The sequence below is a fragment of the Streptomyces rapamycinicus NRRL 5491 genome (assembly GCF_024298965.1).
GTDB classification, from domain to species: domain Bacteria; phylum Actinomycetota; class Actinomycetes; order Streptomycetales; family Streptomycetaceae; genus Streptomyces; species Streptomyces rapamycinicus.
The window spans coordinates 8,646,558-8,663,469 of the sequence record NZ_CP085193.1 but is presented as its reverse complement, the minus strand read 5'-3'; the positions used below and the strand labels follow the sequence as shown (position 1 = coordinate 8,663,469).

16 protein-coding genes and 1 riboswitch are annotated in these 16,912 nt (G+C 73.2%); of the genes, 8 read left to right on the top strand and 8 right to left on the bottom strand.

The window, feature by feature from the left end; genetic code table 11:
• Positions 1-136: 136 nt before the first annotated feature.
• From LIV37_RS36370 to LIV37_RS36360, 3 genes are all read right to left on the bottom strand, one after another.
• A complete protein-coding gene (locus LIV37_RS36370; RefSeq protein ID WP_020872062.1) occupies positions 137-529 on the bottom strand; it encodes a DUF3040 domain-containing protein in 393 nt (130 codons plus the stop codon).
• A gap of 271 nt (positions 530-800) precedes the next feature.
• Positions 801-1,583: a methyltransferase gene (locus tag LIV37_RS36365; RefSeq protein ID WP_020872061.1), complete on the bottom strand. Its 783-nt coding sequence runs from the start codon at positions 1,581-1,583 to the stop codon at positions 801-803.
• Positions 1,584-1,930: 347 nt separating this feature from the next.
• Positions 1,931-2,461, bottom strand: coding sequence for an SAV_6107 family HEPN domain-containing protein (locus LIV37_RS36360; RefSeq protein WP_020872060.1), 531 nt, complete (start codon positions 2,459-2,461; stop codon positions 1,931-1,933).
• A 192-nt stretch (positions 2,462-2,653) separates the two neighbouring features.
• Between LIV37_RS36360 and LIV37_RS36355 the strand changes: the two genes are divergently transcribed.
• The 4 genes from LIV37_RS36355 (at position 2,654) to LIV37_RS36340 (ending at position 8,124) form a co-directional block, all read left to right on the top strand.
• Positions 2,654-3,508, top strand: a complete 855-nt coding sequence (locus LIV37_RS36355; protein WP_020872059.1) for an ATP-binding cassette domain-containing protein — start codon at positions 2,654-2,656, stop codon at positions 3,506-3,508.
• Positions 3,480-5,564: a YhgE/Pip family protein gene (locus tag LIV37_RS36350; protein ID WP_020872058.1), complete on the top strand. Its 2,085-nt coding sequence runs from the start codon at positions 3,480-3,482 to the stop codon at positions 5,562-5,564. Before LIV37_RS36355 ends, LIV37_RS36350 begins: the two co-directional genes overlap by 29 nt.
• Before the next feature lie 35 nt (positions 5,565-5,599).
• Complete coding sequence (locus LIV37_RS36345) at positions 5,600-6,220, top strand: TetR/AcrR family transcriptional regulator (RefSeq protein WP_020872057.1); 621 nt, start codon at positions 5,600-5,602, stop codon at positions 6,218-6,220.
• 344 nt (positions 6,221-6,564) lie between these two features.
• Positions 6,565-8,124 (top strand): phytoene desaturase family protein, encoded by a 1,560-nt coding sequence (locus LIV37_RS36340; RefSeq protein WP_020872056.1) that lies wholly within the window; start codon positions 6,565-6,567, stop codon positions 8,122-8,124.
• Positions 8,125-8,240: 116 nt separating this feature from the next.
• Here the strand turns inward: LIV37_RS36340 and LIV37_RS36335 are convergent, their stop codons facing one another.
• From LIV37_RS36335 to LIV37_RS36315, 5 genes are all read right to left on the bottom strand, one after another.
• On the bottom strand, positions 8,241-9,281 hold the full coding sequence (locus LIV37_RS36335) for a hypothetical protein (RefSeq protein ID WP_020872055.1): 1,041 nt from the start codon (positions 9,279-9,281) through the stop codon (positions 8,241-8,243).
• Positions 9,282-9,321: 40 nt separating this feature from the next.
• Positions 9,322-10,239, bottom strand: a complete 918-nt coding sequence (gene metF / locus LIV37_RS36330; RefSeq protein ID WP_121824095.1) for a methylenetetrahydrofolate reductase [NAD(P)H] — start codon at positions 10,237-10,239, stop codon at positions 9,322-9,324.
• Between the two features lie 252 nt (positions 10,240-10,491).
• Positions 10,492-11,166: a thiamine phosphate synthase gene (gene thiE, locus LIV37_RS36325; RefSeq protein WP_020872053.1), complete on the bottom strand. Its 675-nt coding sequence runs from the start codon at positions 11,164-11,166 to the stop codon at positions 10,492-10,494.
• Positions 11,167-11,430: 264 nt separating this feature from the next.
• Positions 11,431-11,796: an Rv2175c family DNA-binding protein gene (locus tag LIV37_RS36320; protein WP_020872052.1), complete on the bottom strand. Its 366-nt coding sequence runs from the start codon at positions 11,794-11,796 to the stop codon at positions 11,431-11,433.
• Between the two features lie 114 nt (positions 11,797-11,910).
• Positions 11,911-13,092 (bottom strand): NAD(P)/FAD-dependent oxidoreductase, encoded by a 1,182-nt coding sequence (locus LIV37_RS36315; RefSeq protein WP_243146256.1) that lies wholly within the window; start codon positions 13,090-13,092, stop codon positions 11,911-11,913.
• 560 nt (positions 13,093-13,652) lie between these two features.
• Positions 13,653-13,766, top strand: a riboswitch (TPP riboswitch).
• Between the two features lie 81 nt (positions 13,767-13,847).
• Between LIV37_RS36315 and thiO the strand changes: the two genes are divergently transcribed.
• From thiO to LIV37_RS36295, 4 genes are all read left to right on the top strand, one after another.
• A complete protein-coding gene (gene thiO, locus LIV37_RS36310) occupies positions 13,848-15,080 on the top strand; it encodes a glycine oxidase ThiO (protein ID WP_167525833.1) in 1,233 nt (410 codons plus the stop codon).
• On the top strand, positions 15,077-15,277 hold the full coding sequence (thiS, locus tag LIV37_RS36305) for a sulfur carrier protein ThiS (RefSeq protein ID WP_020872049.1): 201 nt from the start codon (positions 15,077-15,079) through the stop codon (positions 15,275-15,277). The genes thiO and thiS overlap by 4 nt, the downstream gene beginning before the upstream one ends.
• 8 nt (positions 15,278-15,285) lie before the next feature.
• On the top strand, positions 15,286-16,167 hold the full coding sequence (locus tag LIV37_RS36300) for a thiazole synthase (protein WP_020872048.1): 882 nt from the start codon (positions 15,286-15,288) through the stop codon (positions 16,165-16,167).
• A gap of 182 nt (positions 16,168-16,349) precedes the next feature.
• Positions 16,350-16,808, top strand: a complete 459-nt coding sequence (locus LIV37_RS36295) for an SRPBCC domain-containing protein (RefSeq protein ID WP_121825059.1) — start codon at positions 16,350-16,352, stop codon at positions 16,806-16,808.
• The last annotated feature ends 104 nt before the right edge of the window (positions 16,809-16,912 follow it).

Genomic DNA, 16,912 nt, shown 5'->3' with positions numbered 1-16,912 from the left:
GGCCGGACCCCGGCCCGAGGGCTACAGCGCGGAAACGCTCCGCGAAAGCGCACTCCAGCAGCGCACCGCACGGTTGAGGGGCGGTCGCCAGTCGGCGACCGCCCCTCAAACCGCTTATCCGCTCATCCGCGAATTCTCAGTGGCCCTGCTCATCACGGCGCCGCTGCCACCGCTCCTCGATGCGTGTCATCATCGAGCGGCGCTGACGGCCCTGACGGCGGGGAGCCGCCCCGCCGCCACGCTGTGCCTCGCCGGGCTTGGGAGCCTTGCGCCAACCGGTCACCGCGAGCACCGCGCATCCCAGCATGATCAGGAAGCCCACCACGCTGATCCAGATCTGGGGAACGATCACCCCGACCATGAGGAGTGCGATGCCCGCCAGAAAACCCGCGACCGCCTGGTAGACCCGTCGCCGGGTGTACGTTCGCAGGCCGCTTCCCTCAAGCGCTGTCGCGAACTTGGGATCTTCGGCGTACAGCGCTCGCTCCATTTGCTCGAGCATGCGCTGCTCGTGCTCCGAGAGCGGCACGGAGTCCTCCTACTCGTCGGTCGCGGGGGGCGACCGGGTGCGACCCTTTCAGGATAGGCAGGGAATCGCCCCCGTGAAACCCGCCCCTCAACGCCAATTCGCCCACCCCTTCGAGCGTGGCGAAAGTTGACGCTGAGACGTCCATTCCCCTCCCGCCGATTGGCCATGCCGGACGGTGTACCCCGATCATACGGCGCCGGGCGTCCGATCGGGTCTCCTGTGGCCGACTCCACCTGCGCCGCCCGTCGTCGGGTGGGGCGGGAGGAACGCTCTAGTCCCGCTCGGCGAGAACGTGCAGCTGAGTGGCGACGGAGCGGAAGGCGGGCAGTTCGGCGGCGGCCTCCTCCAGCTGCAACAGGGCGTCCAGCGCCCCGGGCTCGGTGTCCACGAGCACTCCGGGGACAAGATTGGCGAAGACCCGCACCCCGTGTACCGCGGCGATCTCCAGACCGGCCGCGCGCACCAGCCCGGACAGCTGGTCCTCGGTGAAACGGCGCGGCATCGGGTCCCCGGAGCCCCAGCGGCCCTCGGGGTCGGTAAGCGCTTGCCGGGCCTCGGTGAAATGACCGGCCAGGGCGCGGGCCAGCACGGCGCCGCCCAGGCCCGCGGCGAGCACGCTGAGGGTCCCGGCGGAGCGCAGCGCCGCAGCCGCGTTCCGCAGGCCCTCGGCGGGGTCGTCCACGTACTCCAGCACGCCGTGGCAGAGCACTACGTCGTAACCGCCGCGCTCGACCACGTCGAACAGCCCGTGGGCATCGCCCTGGACCCCGCGCACCCGGTCGGCGACCCCGGCCTCGGCGGCCCGCCGCTCCAGCGCGAACAGCGCGTTCGGGCTCGGGTCGACCACTGTGACGCGGTGGCCGAGGCGGGCCACGGGGACGGCGAAATTGCCGCTGCCGCCGCCGGTGTCCAGGACGTCCAGCGCGCCGTGCACGGCCTCGCCCCCGGTGGGCTCCCGGCCCGCGGCCTTGGCCCGCCGTTCCAGGGCGTCTTTCAGGACCTCCCAGACCACGGCGGTACGGAGGGACGCACGGGGGCGCTGCGGGTCTGACACGGCGGGTGGCTCCTCGGCGCGGTGCCGCCACCGCCCGGAGGCGGTGACGACGGCTTGCTGAACGTCGGCGCTCCCAGCCTATTGCCTCCGGGGGGGCGGGCCGCGCCGAGGCGGCCGGCGGACCGGCGCCACACGGATACCGGTTCCCCAGCGGTCACCCGACCACCCCCGCCGCGCGATACCGGACCACCCCACGCGCACACGGGGCCGCTCCCACGCGAACGCCGGACGACCCCCGCGCGGACACCCGACAAGCCCCACGCGGACACCCGACCACCCCCGCGCGGACGCAGGGGCCGCCCCCACGCCCGTACCGGACCACCCCCACGCCGATACCGGGCCGCCCCTCAGGCCCCCGACGGGCCCGGCTCGTCGTCCGGCCTCTGGTGGGGCAGGGCGGGCTGCAGCATCAGCATGCGCTCCACCAGGCGCAGGAACATCGCGGTGGCGCGCAGCAGATCGTCCGCGTCCCGCGGGCTCGCGGCGCCCTCTATCCCCGCCTCGGCGCGGGCCCGGCGCTCGGCGCCGGAGGCGAACAGGGCACTCCACTCGGCCAGTTCGGGAGCGACCTCGGGCAGCACCTCCCAGGCACTGCGGATCCGGGCGCGGCGGCGCGCGGTGGGCTCGGGGCGGCCGCGCACGGCGAGCACGACGGCGGCCGTGCGCAGGGCGGCCAGATGTGCGGTCGCAAAGCGCTCGTTGGGGGTCTCGAGCACGGCGGCCTCCTCCAGACCCTCATGGGCCTGGGTGAGCAGGGCCGCGGCGGCGGGCGGGGCGGACGCGCGGCGCAGCACGGGGTGGACATCGCTCGCGGGACCGGTCAACGAGGGGGCAGGGGCGGCGGCACGGTGCCGGCGCGCTGCGGCGGTACTGGCCATGACGAACCTCCTGTCGTCGCGTGGCGGCCGCTCGTGTGGTAAAGCGACCGCCGTATGGGGCCATCGTGGGGCACACCACTGACAATCGGCCCTGACCAGCGCGAACGCCCCCGGCGCCACGCCTCGCTCCGCCATGCCCCATACTGGTTTTTGCACTGACCAGTCAGTTCAAAAATCAAGGAAGTGATCTGTGTGGGGGGCACCCCAGAAGCGGAGACCGGGGCGGCGGTGACGGCCGAGGGGCTCGGCGTCAGGGGGTCGCACGGCTGGGCGTTCCGCGGTGCCGACATCACCGCCGACCCGGGTGCGCTGATCGCCGTCGAGGGCCCGTCCGGTTCGGGCCGCACCTCCCTGCTGCTCACGCTCACCGGCCGGATGCGCCCCACCGAGGGACACGGCGGTGTCGGTGGCTTCCGAGTGCCCCAACAGATGGCGCGCATACGCCGGATCAGCGCGCTCGCGCATGTGCCGGGCGTCACCGAGCTCGACCCGGTGCTCACCGTCGCCGAGCACCTGCGCGAGCGGGCGATGCTGCGGCGCCGGTTCGCCGACTCCCCCCGCGGGCTGCTGCGCCCGCGCCGGGAGCGGGCCGCCGCGTCCCGGGCCGCGATCGACGCCGCCCTCACTGCCGCCGGGCTGGACCTCGACACGCTGCCCAAGGGGCCGCGTACGGCCGTACGGGACCTGGAGCGGCTGGAGGCGCTGCGGCTGTCGATCGCGCTCGCCCTCATCTCCCGTCCGCGGCTGCTGGCCGTCGACGACGCCGACCTGAAGCTCTCGGACGACGATCGCGAGCGGGCCTGGGCGCTGCTGCGGGAGATCGCGGAGGACGGCACCACGGTCCTCGCGGTGTGCAGCCAGGCCCCGCCCGGGGCGGTCGTGGTCCGCACCGCACGCACCAGCGCCGCCGAGAACGGCGAGAGCGGTGAGAACGGCGAGAAGGCCCGCCGGACCCAGCAGGCCGACGCGCCCGCCGCCGAAGGACACGAACACGACGAGAACGAGGAGGGGTCGGCGGATGCGCTCGCCGAAACTCGCCGCGCTTGAGCTGAAGCGGTTCGGAAGGGGCAAGCTGCCGCGTGCGGCGCTCGCCGCCCTGCTCCTGCTGCCGCTGCTCTACGGCGCGCTGTACCTGTGGTCCTTCTGGGATCCGTACGGCAAGCTGAACAAGATCCCGGTAGCCCTCGTCAACTCGGACACCGGCGCCACCGTGAAGGGCGAGCACCTCACCGCGGGCGACGACATCACCGACAAGCTGCTCGACAGCGAGACCTTCGACTGGCACCCCACGAGCGCCGCCGAAGCCCGTAAGGGCGTCGCGAACGGCACGTACTACCTCTCGCTGACCGTCCCCCAGGACTTCAGCCGGCAGATCGCCTCAAGCTCCGGGAAGTCACCGGAGACCGGCGCCCTCAAGGTGCGCACCGACGACGCCAACAACTACATCGTCGGCCAGATCTCCCGCTCGGTCTTCTCCGAGGTGCGCGCCGCGGCCTCCACCAAGGCGTCCCGCGGCTTCTACGACAACATCTTCATCTCCTTCGCCGACATCCACGGCGAGACGGAGAATGCCGCCAACAGCGCCGACAAGCTCGGTAAGGGCATCGGCAAGGCCAAGAAGGGCGCGGACGACCTCGCCAAGGGCCTGGCCAAGGCCAAGGAGGGCAGCCGCGATCTGAAGTCCGGGCTCGGCTCGCTCTACAAGGGCTCCGGGACGCTCGAGACCGGCGCGGGCGGGGTCGCCGACGGCACCCAGTCCCTGTCCGACAAGGTCAACGACGTGGCGGCCAAGGTCCGCCCGTTCCTCAAGGAGCACGGCAAGGAGATCGGGGACATCTCCCAACTGGTCGCCGACGCCTCCCAGAAGGCGTCCGACAACCTCGACACCCTGCCCGAGAAGACCTCCACGGCGGCCACCAAGGCCCGTAAGGCGTCCGACGACCTCGCCGCCGACTACCGGACCCGCTGCGAGGGCGCGGTGCCCACCGACCCGGACTGCCCCGCGCTGAAGAAGTCGGTGGCGGCGGCCGGCACCGCCGCCGATGTGGCCGAGGACGTCAACAAGCTGGTCCAGGACCACACCGGCCAACTCGACACCCTCGGCGGCCATCTGGACGATCTGCACGGCCAGGCGCTCTGGCTCGCGCACAACGCCCCGCACCTGGACACCGACCTCGACTCCGCCGTACGGAAGATCAACACCCTCAACTCCGGGGCGCGGAAGGTCGCCAAGGGCGCCGGAACCCTGCACACCGGGCTGAGCAGCGCCAAGACCGGCGCGTCCGATCTCGACAGCGGCGTCGGTAAGGCGCGCGGCGGCGCGGACACCCTGGGCGGCGGGATGTACCGGCTCGTGGACGGCTCCGGGAAGCTCTCCGGGGGTCTGCACGACGGCGCGGCCAAGATCCCCGACTACGGCGAGCAGGACCGGGACGCCCGTACGGAGGTGATGTCGGATCCGGTGCGGCTGGTGAACCAGGCGCTGCACAAGGCGCCCAACTACGGCACGGGCTTCGCCCCGTACTTCATCCCGCTCTCCCTGTGGGTCGGCGCGATGGTGGCCTACATGCTGATCCAGCCGCTCAACGGGCGCGCGCTGGCGGCGGGCGCGTCCTCCTGGCGGATCGCGTTCGCGGGCTGGCTGCCGGTCGCCGCGATCGGTGTGCTCCAGACGCTGGCCCTGATGGCGGTGTTGCACTGGGCGATCGGCCTCGAGATGGTGCGGGCCGCGGGCACGCTCGGCTTCCTGATGCTGGTGACGGCCTGTTTCGCGGCGATCGTGCAGTGGCTGAACGCCCGCTTCGGACCGGCCGGCCGGATCCTGGTACTGGCCCTGCTGATGCTCCAGCTGACCTCGGCGGGCGGCACCTATCCGGTGCAGACGAGTCCGCGCTTCTTCAACGCCATCCACCCCTTCCTGCCGATGACTTACGTGGTGGACGGGTTGCGCCGGCTGATCACCGGCGGCGGGCTCGGACCGGTGTGGCTGGCCTGCGGAGTGCTCATCGGATTCACCGCGGCCGCCCTGGCGCTCACCGCGTGGTCGGCGCGGCGCCGGCAGGTGTGGACGGTGGACCGGCTGCACCCGGAGCTGAGCCTGTGAGCGGGATAACATCGACAACGGGCAGAATCGGCGCCATGGACAGCAGCAGCACGCGCCGCCAGGCCACCCGGCAGAAACTCTTCGAGGCAGCGGTCACCCTCATCGCGGAACAGGGCTTCTCCTCCACCACCGTGGACGAGATCGCCGAACGGGCGGGGGTGGCCAAGGGCACGGTGTACTACAACTTCGCCAGCAAGACCGTGCTCTTCGAGGAGCTGCTGCAGCACGGCATCGAGCTGCTGACCGCCTCGCTCCAGACCGCCGCCGACGAGAACGCCGAGCGCGGCGGCAGCCACGTGGACGCGCTGGACGCCATGGTCCGGGCCGGGCTGGACTTCATCTCCCGCTATCCGTCGCTCACCCAGCTGTACGTGGCCGAGCTGTGGCGCACCAACCGCGCCTGGCAGTCCACCTTGATGATGGTCCGGCAGCGGGCCATAGCGGTGATCGAGGCCGAGCTGCGGGCCGGGGTGGCCACGCACGAGCTCAGCGAGGACATCGACATCCCGCTGACGGCCTCGGCACTGTTCGGGATGGTGCTGGTGGCCGCGCTGGACTGGCAGTCCTATCAGCCGGAGCGGTCGCTGGAGGATGTGCACGCGGCGCTGTCACGGCTGCTCCAGGGCCGCGTCGGCGGGACCGTGGCCTCGGGGTGAAACCCGGGGTGAAAGCAGAAGGCGCTGTTCCGGCAGATCGACCTTCATCGACCTGACCGGAACAGCGCCTCCCCCCGTAACTCCCCCGTACTTCCCCCGTTGGAGGCTCCTGGTCCGGAGACTCCCGGTGACTCCCACCTTTCGTCCGGGCCCGCGCCGTTCCGCCGCCCCGTGCCGGCGGTGCGGCGCGCGCCCTTCCGTGTGCTCCACTCTCTCGTCCACGCAGGTGGCGGTCCATCCGCGTGGCTACTCATCTCCCCGGCTGAGTACGCGTACTCAGCTCTGCGCGTTCGTCCCCAGGCACGGTGACCCGGCTGTCGGTGGGGGCGGATAAAGTCACGGTCATGGCACGGATTGTGGTGATCGGCTCCGGGATGGGCGCCATGGCGGCGGCCGCCCGGCTGGCCGTGGCGGGCCACCGGGTGGTGGTGTACGAGCGCGGGCGCGCCCATGGCGGCGGGGTCGGCCGCTTCGAGCGGGACGGCTTCCGCTTCGACACGGGCCCGGGGCTGCTGCATCTGCCCGCCGTCCACCGGGATCTGTTCGTGAAGACCGGCAAGCAGACCCTGGAGCAGAGCGTGGAGCTCGTCCAGGTCGACCCGGCGAGCCGGCACCTCTTCGCCGACGGCACGGACGTCCGGCTGCCCAACGCCTCGCGGGCCGGAGTGCTCCAGGCGCTGGACGGCGCCTTCGGCGCGGGCGCGGGCGAGCGCTGGAGCGATCTGGTCAACCGGGCGCGCGAGGTGTGGGACGCCACCCGCAGACCGCTCCTGGAGGAGCCGCTGCGCGCCGACTGGCGGGTTCTGGGCCGCGACCCCTATCCGGCCGCCCCCGTGCGGCGCAGGGGGCTCGGCGGCCTCTTCCGCCGGGGTGGTGGCGCCGCCGGGCCGCCCACGCTCGCCGAGGTGGCCCGCCGTGAGCTGGGGGATCCGCGCGCCGTGGCCCTCCTGGAGAGCCATGCGCTGGCACACGGCCTGGACCCGCGCTCGGCCCCCGCCGCGGCCACCGTGCTGCCTTATGTCGAGCAGACCTTCGGCACCTGGTACGTGCGCGGGGGGATGCGGGCGCTCGCCGATGCGCTCCATGAGCGCTGCCGTCAGCGGAAGGTGGAATTCCACTTCGAGGCCGAGGTCACCGGCATCGTGGAGAAGGACGGCCGTGCGGCGGGTGTGGAGCTGGCCGACGGCGGCGTCGCGGAGGCCGACGCGGTGGTCTCGGGCATCGACCCCGCGCTGCTGCCCCCACTGCTCGGCGGGCAGCGGCCCTGGCGGGACGGGGACGTGCGGCCGGAGCCCGGCGCGGGCGGCGGCACACCGGGGCGGCTGACCGTCTTCCTGGCGCTGCGCGGCGCCCGCCCCGCGGACACCGCGCACCGCACCGTGGTCCACGCCCCGGACCGCGACGCGGAGTTGGCCGCCGTCTTCGGCGACGGCCAGGGGCTCCGCGAGCCCTGCCCCCGCCCCACGGTGACCGTGCTGCGCCCGGACGACCCCACGGTGCGCCCGGACGCGGAGCACGAGGCCGTCACCCTTACCGCCGTCGTCGCCCCGCACGGCCCGGTGGACTGGACGGACGGCGCGGCGGCGGAGCAGGACGCCCAGCGGCTGATCACGGCCGCCGGGGCCGCCATACCGGATCTGCGGGGGCGGCTGCTGTGGCATGAGGTCCGCACACCCGCCGACACCGCGGCGGAGACGGGCGCCCGGGGCGGTGGCGTTCCGGGCCCGGTGCTCGCCGGGGCGGACGGCGCGTTTCTGCGGCCCGCCAACGCCACCCGGATACCGGGTCTGTATCTGGCGGGCGGCTGGGCCCATCCGGGCGGCGGGCTCGCCCACGCGGGGATGTCGGGCGCGCTGGTGGCCGGGCTGATCGTCGAGGGCGGGGACTGGCGCGGCTCCCAGTAGCGCGGGCCCGAGCGGCACGTCCCAGCCGTATCGCGGGCCCGGGAAACGAGTAGCGCGGGCCCGGAAACGCGCAGGTGGGTACCGCCCCGGGAGCGGCACCCACCTGTCGGCGGAGCTCAGTAGCGGTACTGGTCGTCGAAGCCCTGGGGGTAGCCCTGGTTCTGGCCCGGCTGCTGGCCCTGCTGCTGGTCCTGCTGCTGGTACGGGTACGCCTGCTGGTCCGCCGGGGGCGCGGCGTCGCCCTCGCGCTGCTGCGGCACCCAGGGCCCGCCGGACTGCATCACGTCGTACGCCGGGTCCGGGGAGGCGTAACCGGCCTCGGCCGCCCAGTGGTCGCCGCCGCCGTAGGTCCCGCCGTACGGATCCTGCTGGCCGTAGGCCGCGTACTGGTCGGCGTACTGCTGCTGGCCGTACGCCTGCTGATCGTAAGCCTGCTGGTCGTAGGGCTGGGCCTGGGGCTGGGCACCGCCGTACGGATCCTGGCCGTAGGCCGCGTACGCCTCGTTCCCGTAGCCGTACTGCCCGGCCTGGCTCATCTGGTCCGCGTAGACGTCCTGGCCGTAGTTGTGGCCCTGCCCCTGGCTGTGGTCCTGCTGCGCGCCGTAGCCGCCGTACGTCTCGTACGCGCTGTAGCCGTCCGCCGTCGCCTCGCTGTACGCGCCCGAGGCCGGGGTGAAGGGGGACGGCTCCTCGTAGACGCCGTACTCGCCGGTGTCGTCGGGCATCGGCTGCGGCTGGTAGGTGGGCGGCTCCGGCTGATACGCGGGGGGCTCCGGCTGATACGCGGGCGGCTCCGGCCGCGCCGCCGGGACCGCCTCCAGGTCGGAGACCTCGAGGATCGGCTCCTTGTCCGCGTCGTCCGGCCGGGCGCTCCTCCCCTCGCGCCCGAGCAGCCCCGGCAGCCCGCCGCTCAGCGCCCAGCCCGCGGCGAAACCGCGCCGGAAGGAGAGCGTCACATACGTCTGGCCGACGGCGAAGGCGATCGCCCCCACCCCGATAACCAGAACCGACGGGATCAGCACACCGAGGACCACGCCCAGGAAACCCACGAAGGCCAGCAGCCGCCAGCGGAGCCGCGCCTTGTACTGCAGGAGGACCTCTCCGAGCAGCCATAGCGCGACGACGCCGAAAGCGATGTAGAGGACCGTCCAGCCCATGCCCGCCCCTCTCAATGCGGCCGCCCGTCGGCTGCCGTCATCAGGACCGCTGATGCAGTCCCAGATTCTCGTAGATTTCCAGCGTCGCCGTGGAGTGGTTCAGGGTAATGAAGTGCAGCCCGGGGATCTCCTCGGCCATCAACCGCGCGCACAGCTTCGTGGCGTAGTCGATCCCGATCGAGCGTACAGCCGCCGGGTCGTCCTTCACCGCCAGAATCCGTTCGGCCAGTTCGGGCGGGAACGCCGCATTGCTGAGCTGCGCGAACCGCTCGATCTGCTTGACGTTCGTGACCGGCATGATCTCAGGGATGATCGGTGTCGTACAGCCCGCGGCGGCGACCCGGTCGCGCAGCCGCAGATAGTCCTCGGGGTAGAAGAACATCTGCGTGATGGCGAAGTCGGCACCCGTGCGGCACTTGTCGATGAAGTGACGGATGTCGGTGTCCCAGTCCGTCGAGCGGGGGTGCATCTCGGGGAACGCGGCCACGCCGACGCAGAAGTCGCCGGACTCCTTGATCAGCCGGACCAGATCCGCTGCGTAGTTGAGACCGTCGGGGTGCTGGATCCACTCCCCCATGGGATCGCCCGGCGGGTCGCCGCGCAGGGCCAGCATGTTCCGGATCCCGGCGCCGGCGTACTGCCCGATGATGTTGCGCAGGTCGGCCCGGGAGTGATTGACCGCGGTCAGATGGGCGACGGGGGTGAGCGTGGTGTCCGTCGCGATGCGCTCGGTGGCACGCACGGTGCCCTCGCGGGAGGAACCGCCGGCTCCGTAGGTCACGGAGACGAAGGTGGGCGAGACGGCTTCCAGCCTGCGGATGGCGTTCCACAGCGTCTGCTCGCCCTTCGCCGTTTTGGGGGCGAAGAATTCGAAGGAATACGACTGCTCGCCCGACGCGAGCAGATCGCGCACGGTACGGGCGCGATCGGTCCTGGTGGAAGCGGTGCCTAGGGCCATACGTGCAGGCTATCGACCCGGCCCGGCTACGCCCACCCGACCTCGGAGATATGGGGGTTTTGCCAGCTTCCTGTCCGCAGTGCGGACAGTTCCGTACGCCTTCGACCGGCGGACGGGCCGGACCGGATGAAAGGTGGGTGAAGCCCAGGTGAAGGGCCGGACCGGGCCGCGGGGCGGGCCCCACCCCGGTCGGGCCGGACCCCACCCGGGTCGGGCCGGACCCGGTCAGGATCCCGGTCGGGCCGGACCCGGTCAGGCCGCCGCGCGGACCCGCTTCGCCAGCTCAGCCGTCGCCCCCGCCGGGTCGTCGGCGGCCGTGATGGCCCGGACCACGACGATGCGGCGGGCGCCCGCCTCCAGGACCTGATCCAGGTTGGAGGCGTCGATTCCGCCGATGGCGAACCACGGCCGCTCCGTGCCCAGCGCGGCCGCGTAACGCACCAGGGACAGCCCCGGGGCGTGACGGCCCGGCTTGGTGGGGGTGGGCCAGCAAGGGCCGGTGCAGAAATAGTCCACACCGGGCTGGACGGCCGCCGCGTCCACCTCCGCCTCCGCATGGGTGGAGCGCCCGATCAGCACGTCCTCGCCGAGGATCGCGCGCGCCGCGGGCACCGGCAGATCGCCCTGGCCCAGATGGAGCACGTCCGAGCCGATGGCATGCGCGACATCGGCCCGGTCGTTGACGGCCAGCAGTTTGCCGTGCCGACGGCAGGCGTCCGCGAAGACCTGGAGGTGCTCCAACTCCTCGGCCGCCTCCATGTCCTTCTCCCGGAGCTGGACGATGTCCACCCCCGCCCCCAGAACGGCGTCCAGGAACTCCGGCAGATCGCCCTGGCGCTTCCGGACGTCGGTGCACAGATAGAGGCGGGCGTCGGCCAGCTGCTCGCGAGCGGTCGCGGTGGCGGTGACGGTGGTGGCGGTGGACATGGGGCCCCCTGGAGGGTCGGGCGGCGTACGGGCCGTCAGTGGAGCCCGGCCCGTACGCCAGGTGCGATCAGGGTTCGATCAGGTTGCGATCAGAGTGCGGTCAGGTGCGATGACGGCGGCGAGAGCGCGAAGCCCACGCGAAGCCCACGCGAAGTCCGTGCGAAAACGACCAGCCCTGTACAGGCCCCGTACGGACTGTGTACGAGCCCCGTACGGAAAGCCACGGAAAGCTGGCGCTGACGGCGTCAGACGGCGAGGGCCACGTCACACGGCGAGGGCCTGAGCGCGCCGCTTCACTTCCGTACCGCGATTCTCGCTCAGCGCCTGTGCCGGGGTGCCGGGCAGGCTTGGGTCGGGGGTGAAGAGCCACTCCAGCATCTCTTCGTCGCTGAAGCCGTCGTCCTTCAGAAGCGTCAAGGTCCCCACGAGGCCCTTGACGACCTTTCCGTCACCGATGAACTCCTCGGGCACCTGAAGGACCCTGTTCTCGCCACGGCGCACGGCGATCAGCTGGCCCTCCTTGACCAGCTGCCGGACGCGCGTCACATCGACCCTCAGTCGCTCGGCGACGTCGGGGAGGGTGAGCCAGGCGGGGACGAGAGCATCGATCTTTGCGTCAATCTCGGTCACGGAACAAGCCTGCCATCTGGGACTGACAGTGGGTAGCCGGGCGTCCGCCGCGCGGGCCGCCCGCCCCGCCCCCGAGCTCCCCGGCCGACGGCCGACCGGCGGTCGGCCCGCCGGTCAGAGGACGGCCGACTTCAGCGGCACCGAGGGGTCCTCGGCCCGCGTCCGGTCCAGCCGGGCGCCGCGCTCGATCAGCTTGCGCCCCTGGGCCAGATCGCGCGGACGGCCGACGGCCAGCAGGGCGACCAGGGCGCCCTCGCGCAGCCAGCACACCGACCAGGCGGCACCGGCCGGATCGCCGCGCCAGACCAGCTCATCGGCCTCCGAGTGGTGCCCGGCGTACTGCACGAAGCGCCCGAACTGCTCGGACCAGAAGTACGGCACCGGGTCGTAGACCACACCCGGGAAGTGGGCGGCCGTCCGGCTCCCCACCACATTGGCGGCGACGGTGCGCGGCCCCTGGAGCGCGTTGTCCCAGTGGTGCACCAGCAGCCGCGTTCCGTAGCGGGCGGACGGGAAGGAGGCGCAGTCGCCGACCGCGTAGACGTCCGGCGCGGAGGTGCGCAGCCGGTCGTCGGCGGCGACGGACCGGTCCTCGGCCAGCTCCACGCCCGAGCCCGCCAGCCAGCCCGTGGCGGGCCGGGCCCCGATGCCGACGACCACCGCGCCCGCGCGCAGCCGGGTGCCGTCGCCGAGCAGCAGCCCGCTCTCGTCGGCGGAGGCCACCCGGGCGCCCGTGACCAGCCGGGCGCCGTAGTCCTCGTACCAGGCCGCCATGGGGGCCGCGACCTCGGCCGGGAGCGCGCCCGCCAGCGGCCGGTCGGCGGCCTCGACGACGGTCACGGCGCAGCCCGCCTCGCGCGCCGCCGTGGCGAACTCGGCGCCGATCCAGCCCGCCCCCACGACCGCGATCTCGCGCTGCCGGGCGAGCACCGGGCGCAGTCGCTCGGCGTCGTCCAACGTGCGCAGCAGATGGACGCCGGGCTCTCCTTCGCTGCCCGGCAGCGGGATCGGCTCGGCGCCGGTGGCGATCACCAGGACGTCGTACGGGAGCTGGCCGGTCGCGGTCTCGACGAGCCGCTTGTCCGGGCGCAGGCCGGTGACCTCGACGCCGAGCCGCAGGCCGATGCCGAGCCCGGCGAAGTCCACGTCCAGCGTCGAGCCCTCGGCCTTGCCGAGCAGTACGGCCTTGGACAGCGGGGGCCGGTCATAGGGCTGGTGGGGCTCCGCGCCCAGCAGGACGATCTCCCCGGTCCAGCCCTGTTCGCGCAGTGCGACGGCGGTCTGCACCCCCGCCATGCCCGCGCCGACGATCACCACGCGCTGTCCGGCGCCGTTCGAGGACGGCTTCGTCGTCGTCTCATCGCTCACACGATCACTGTATTGCGGCTGGTGGGGCGGACTGGAGAGTGGCTTACGAGAGGTCGGACACAGAGTGGGGGGGACGGGCGGGGGTGGGAGGGGGTGGGGGGGGGGTTGGGCAGGGCGGCGGGGTGCGGGTTGTGGGCGCCTTCGGCGGGGAGCCCCCACCCCGCCCCTTCCCGAAACGATGGGGCTCCGCCCCCTCGGCCCCCGCCGGGGCTCCGCCCCCGACCCCGCTCCTCAAGCGCCGGAGGGGCTGGGGTTGCGGGGCTCCGCCCCGGACCCCGCTCCTCAAACGCCGGAGGGGCTGGATTGAAAACCGCCGGGGGCTGGAATGGGAACCGCCGGGGCCGGAATGGGAACCGCCAGGGCTGGATTGAAAACCGCCAGGGTTGGAATGGGAACCGCCGGGGCTGGAGTGGGAGCCGACTGGGCTGGGGTTGCTGGTGTGCGGCCGGTCTTTCGGGTGATTCGGGGCGCGTACTAGGGTGGCGGGACAGAGCACTCGCGGGAGCCCGGGCGGACCGGGCTGAGAGGGAGGCTGGAACGGCCTCCGACCGTACGAACCTGATCCGGGTCATGCCGGCGAAGGGAGGGGCAGCGTGTCCACGCACGCACCAGGTCACGGTCACGACGACGGACCTCACACATCAGGCGGGCCGCCACCCGGCGGACGCTACGACGCCCTCGTCATCGGCGGCGGCATCATCGGGCTGGTCACGGCCTGGCGGGCGGCCCAGCGGGGGCTGCGTACCGCGCTCGTCGACCCCGCGCCCGGCGGCGGAGCCGCCTGGGTCGCGGCCGGGATGCTGGCGGCCGTCACCGAACTGCACTACGGCGAGCAGACCCTGCTCGGCCTCAACATGGCCTCCGCACGCCGCTATCCGGACTTCGTGGCCGAGCTCGAGGAGGCGGGCGGCCAGGACGTGGGCCACCGCGCGTGCGGCACGCTCGCCGTCGCGTTCGACGCCGACGACCGCGCCCATCTGCGCGAGCTCCACACCTTCCAGCAGGGGCTCGGGCTGGAGTCCGAGTGGCTGACGGGGCGTGAATGCCGCCGTATGGAGCCGATGCTCTCGCCGGGCGTACACGGCGGGCTGCGCGTCGCCGGTGACCACCAGGTGGATCCGCGGCGGCTGACGGCGGCGCTGCTGACCGCGTGCGAGCGGGCCGGGGTCGCCTTCCACCGCGACCGCGCGGAGCGGCTGCTGCTGGACGGCGACCGCGCCACCGGGGTCGAGCTGACCGGGGGCACGCGCCTGGCCGCCGAGCGGACCGTACTGGCCGCGGGCAGCCTCAGCGGACGGCTCGCGGGCGTTCCCGAGGACGTCCTGCCGCCCGTACGGCCCGTCAAGGGGCAGGTGGTGCGGCTGTCGGTGCCCGAGCGGTACGCGCCGTTCCTCTCACGGACCGTACGGGCCGTGGTGCGCGGCGGACCGGTCTACCTGGTGCCGCGCGAGAACGGCGAGCTGGTCATCGGCGCGACCAGCGAGGAGCTGGGCTGGGACACCACGGTCACCGCGGGCGGGGTGTACGAACTGCTGCGGGACGCCCATGAGGTGGTGCCCGGCATCACCGAACTGCCGCTGGTGGAGACGTCCGCGGGGCTGCGCCCCGGCTCCCCCGACAACGCCCCGATGCTCGGCCCGACCGCGCTGCCGGGGCTGTTGCTGGCCAGCGGCCACTTCCGCAACGGCGTGCTCCTCACCCCGATCACCGGCGATGTCATGGCCGAGGCCCTGACCAGCGGAGAACTCCCCCCGGAGGCCCAGCCGTTCAGCCCGCGGCGCTTCGCGGCCCCCGCGGACACCTCGGCGGCCCCGGCCGCCCCGGCCGCCCCCTCGCCCGGCTCGGCAGCGTCCTCTCCCGGTGCCCCCGGCGCCCCCGGCGCCGCGCACTCCCCAGCACAGGAGCAGCACACATGACCGTCTCCGTCAACGGCGAGCCTCGCGAGGTGCCCGAGGGCACCACGCTCGACCGGCTCGTCGCGACCCTCACCCAGGCGCCCTCGGGTGTCGCCGCCGCCGTCAACGAGACGGTTGTCCCGCGCACCCAGTGGTCCGCGACCTCGCTCGGCGACGGTGATCGCGTCGAGGTCCTCACCGCGGTCCAAGGAGGCTGATCCCACCCATGGCTCCCACCACGACCACCACAGCCGTCGCGGCCGCCCCCGACGCCACGGCGGCCCACCGCGCCGCCGACCGCGCGTCGCTCGCCGCGCCCGACCCGCTGACCATCGCCGGGACCGACTTCGGCTCCCGGCTGATCATGGGCACGGGCGGCGCGCCCAGTCTGGAAATCCTGGAGCGTTCGCTGCTGGCCTCCGGCACCGAGCTGACGACCGTCGCGATGCGGCGGCTCGACCCCACGGTGCAGGGGTCGGTGCTCTCCGTGCTCAACCGGCACGGGATCCGTCCGCTGCCCAACACCGCCGGGTGTTTCACCGCCGGTGAGGCCGTACTCACCGCCCGCCTCGCCCGGGAGGCGCTGGGCACGGACTGGGTCAAGCTGGAGGTGGTCGCCGACGAGCGCACCCTGCTCCCCGATCCGATCGAGCTGCTGGACGCGGCCGAGATCCTGGTGGACGACGGGTTCACGGTCCTGCCGTACACCAATGACGATCCGATCCTGGCCCGGAAGCTGGAGGACGTCGGCTGCGCCGCGATCATGCCGCTCGGCTCCCCCATCGGCTCCGGGCTCGGCATCCGCAATCCGCACAACTTCCAGCTGATCACCGAGCGCGCCACCGTTCCGGTGATCCTGGACGCGGGCGCGGGCACGGCGTCGGACGCCGCGCTGGCCATGGAGCTGGGGTGTGCGGCGGTGATGCTGGCCTCGGCCGTCACCCGGGCCCAGGAGCCGGAGCTGATGGCGGGGGCGATGCGGCACGCCGTGGAGGCGGGGCGGCTGGCCCACCGGGCGGGCCGGATCCCGCGCCGTCACTTCGCCGAGGCGTCGAGCCCGGCCGAGGGCCTGGCCGCCCTGGACCCCGAGCGCCCGGCCTTCGGCTAGGCCCTGGGCCTTCGGCTGGGCCACGGGCCTTCGGCTGGGTCCAGCGCGTTCGGCGAGGCCCCGGGCGTGCGGCGAGCCCCGCGCGTTCGGCCAGGCCCAGCGCGTTCGGCCGACCGGTCTCCGGGCCCCTCGGGGCCCTACCGTGGAGGGAGGGAGCAGCCCACAGCCCGGAGGTGGTCGCCGTGACCGTGACCGTGGACGACCGGATCGAGCGCGAGGTGTACGTACCGGCGCCGATCGACCGGGTGTGGCGGGTACTGACCACGCCCGAGCACATCCGCGCCTGGTACGCCCCCGGCGGCTGCGAGATCGATCCGCACCCGGGCGGGCGGCTCCGGTTCCGCTGGGACGAGCACGGAGAGTTCCACGGCATGGTCGAGCGGGCGGTCCCGGACGCCCTCTTCCGCTTCCGGCTGGCACTGGAGCCCGATCACGCCCCCTCGGACCCCGGCGAAGCCACCCTCGTGGAGTTCGCGCTCTCGCCCGAGGGGCGGGGCACCCGGCTGCGGTTCGCGGAGAGCGGTATCCGCGCCCTGGCCGTCCCCGAGGACGCCAAGGCCAAGCACGCCGAGTACGCCGCGCTGTCCTGGACCTCCGCGCTGGAGGAGCTGGCCGCGATCGCCGCCGCGTCGCACAACTGACCCGCCGGTGTCACGGTTACTGACCCGCCAGTGTCACGGTTACTGACCCGCCGGTGTCACGGTTACTGACCCGCCGGTGTCACCGTTCCGCTGCAGTACCCGCC

What these genes read in the sequence shown, in the direction of transcription:
- LIV37_RS36360 (WP_020872060.1), bottom strand. Translation starts at nt 2,461, where the DNA reads ATGGCCAGTACCGCCGCAGCGCGCCGGCACCGTGCCGCCGCCCCTGCC.
- LIV37_RS36350 (WP_020872058.1), top strand. Translation starts at nt 3,480, where the DNA reads ATGCGCTCGCCGAAACTCGCCGCGCTTGAGCTGAAGCGGTTCGGAAGG.
- LIV37_RS36345 (WP_020872057.1), top strand. Translation starts at nt 5,600, where the DNA reads ATGGACAGCAGCAGCACGCGCCGCCAGGCCACCCGGCAGAAACTCTTC.
- LIV37_RS36340 (WP_020872056.1), top strand. Translation starts at nt 6,565, where the DNA reads ATGGCACGGATTGTGGTGATCGGCTCCGGGATGGGCGCCATGGCGGCG.
- LIV37_RS36335 (WP_020872055.1), bottom strand. Translation starts at nt 9,281, where the DNA reads ATGGGCTGGACGGTCCTCTACATCGCTTTCGGCGTCGTCGCGCTATGG.
- metF (WP_121824095.1), bottom strand. Translation starts at nt 10,239, where the DNA reads ATGGCCCTAGGCACCGCTTCCACCAGGACCGATCGCGCCCGTACCGTG.
- thiE (WP_020872053.1), bottom strand. Translation starts at nt 11,166, where the DNA reads ATGTCCACCGCCACCACCGTCACCGCCACCGCGACCGCTCGCGAGCAG.
- LIV37_RS36315 (WP_243146256.1), bottom strand. Translation starts at nt 13,092, where the DNA reads ATGGCGGGGGTGCAGACCGCCGTCGCACTGCGCGAACAGGGCTGGACC.
- thiS (WP_020872049.1), top strand. Translation starts at nt 15,077, where the DNA reads ATGACCGTCTCCGTCAACGGCGAGCCTCGCGAGGTGCCCGAGGGCACC.
- LIV37_RS36300 (WP_020872048.1), top strand. Translation starts at nt 15,286, where the DNA reads ATGGCTCCCACCACGACCACCACAGCCGTCGCGGCCGCCCCCGACGCC.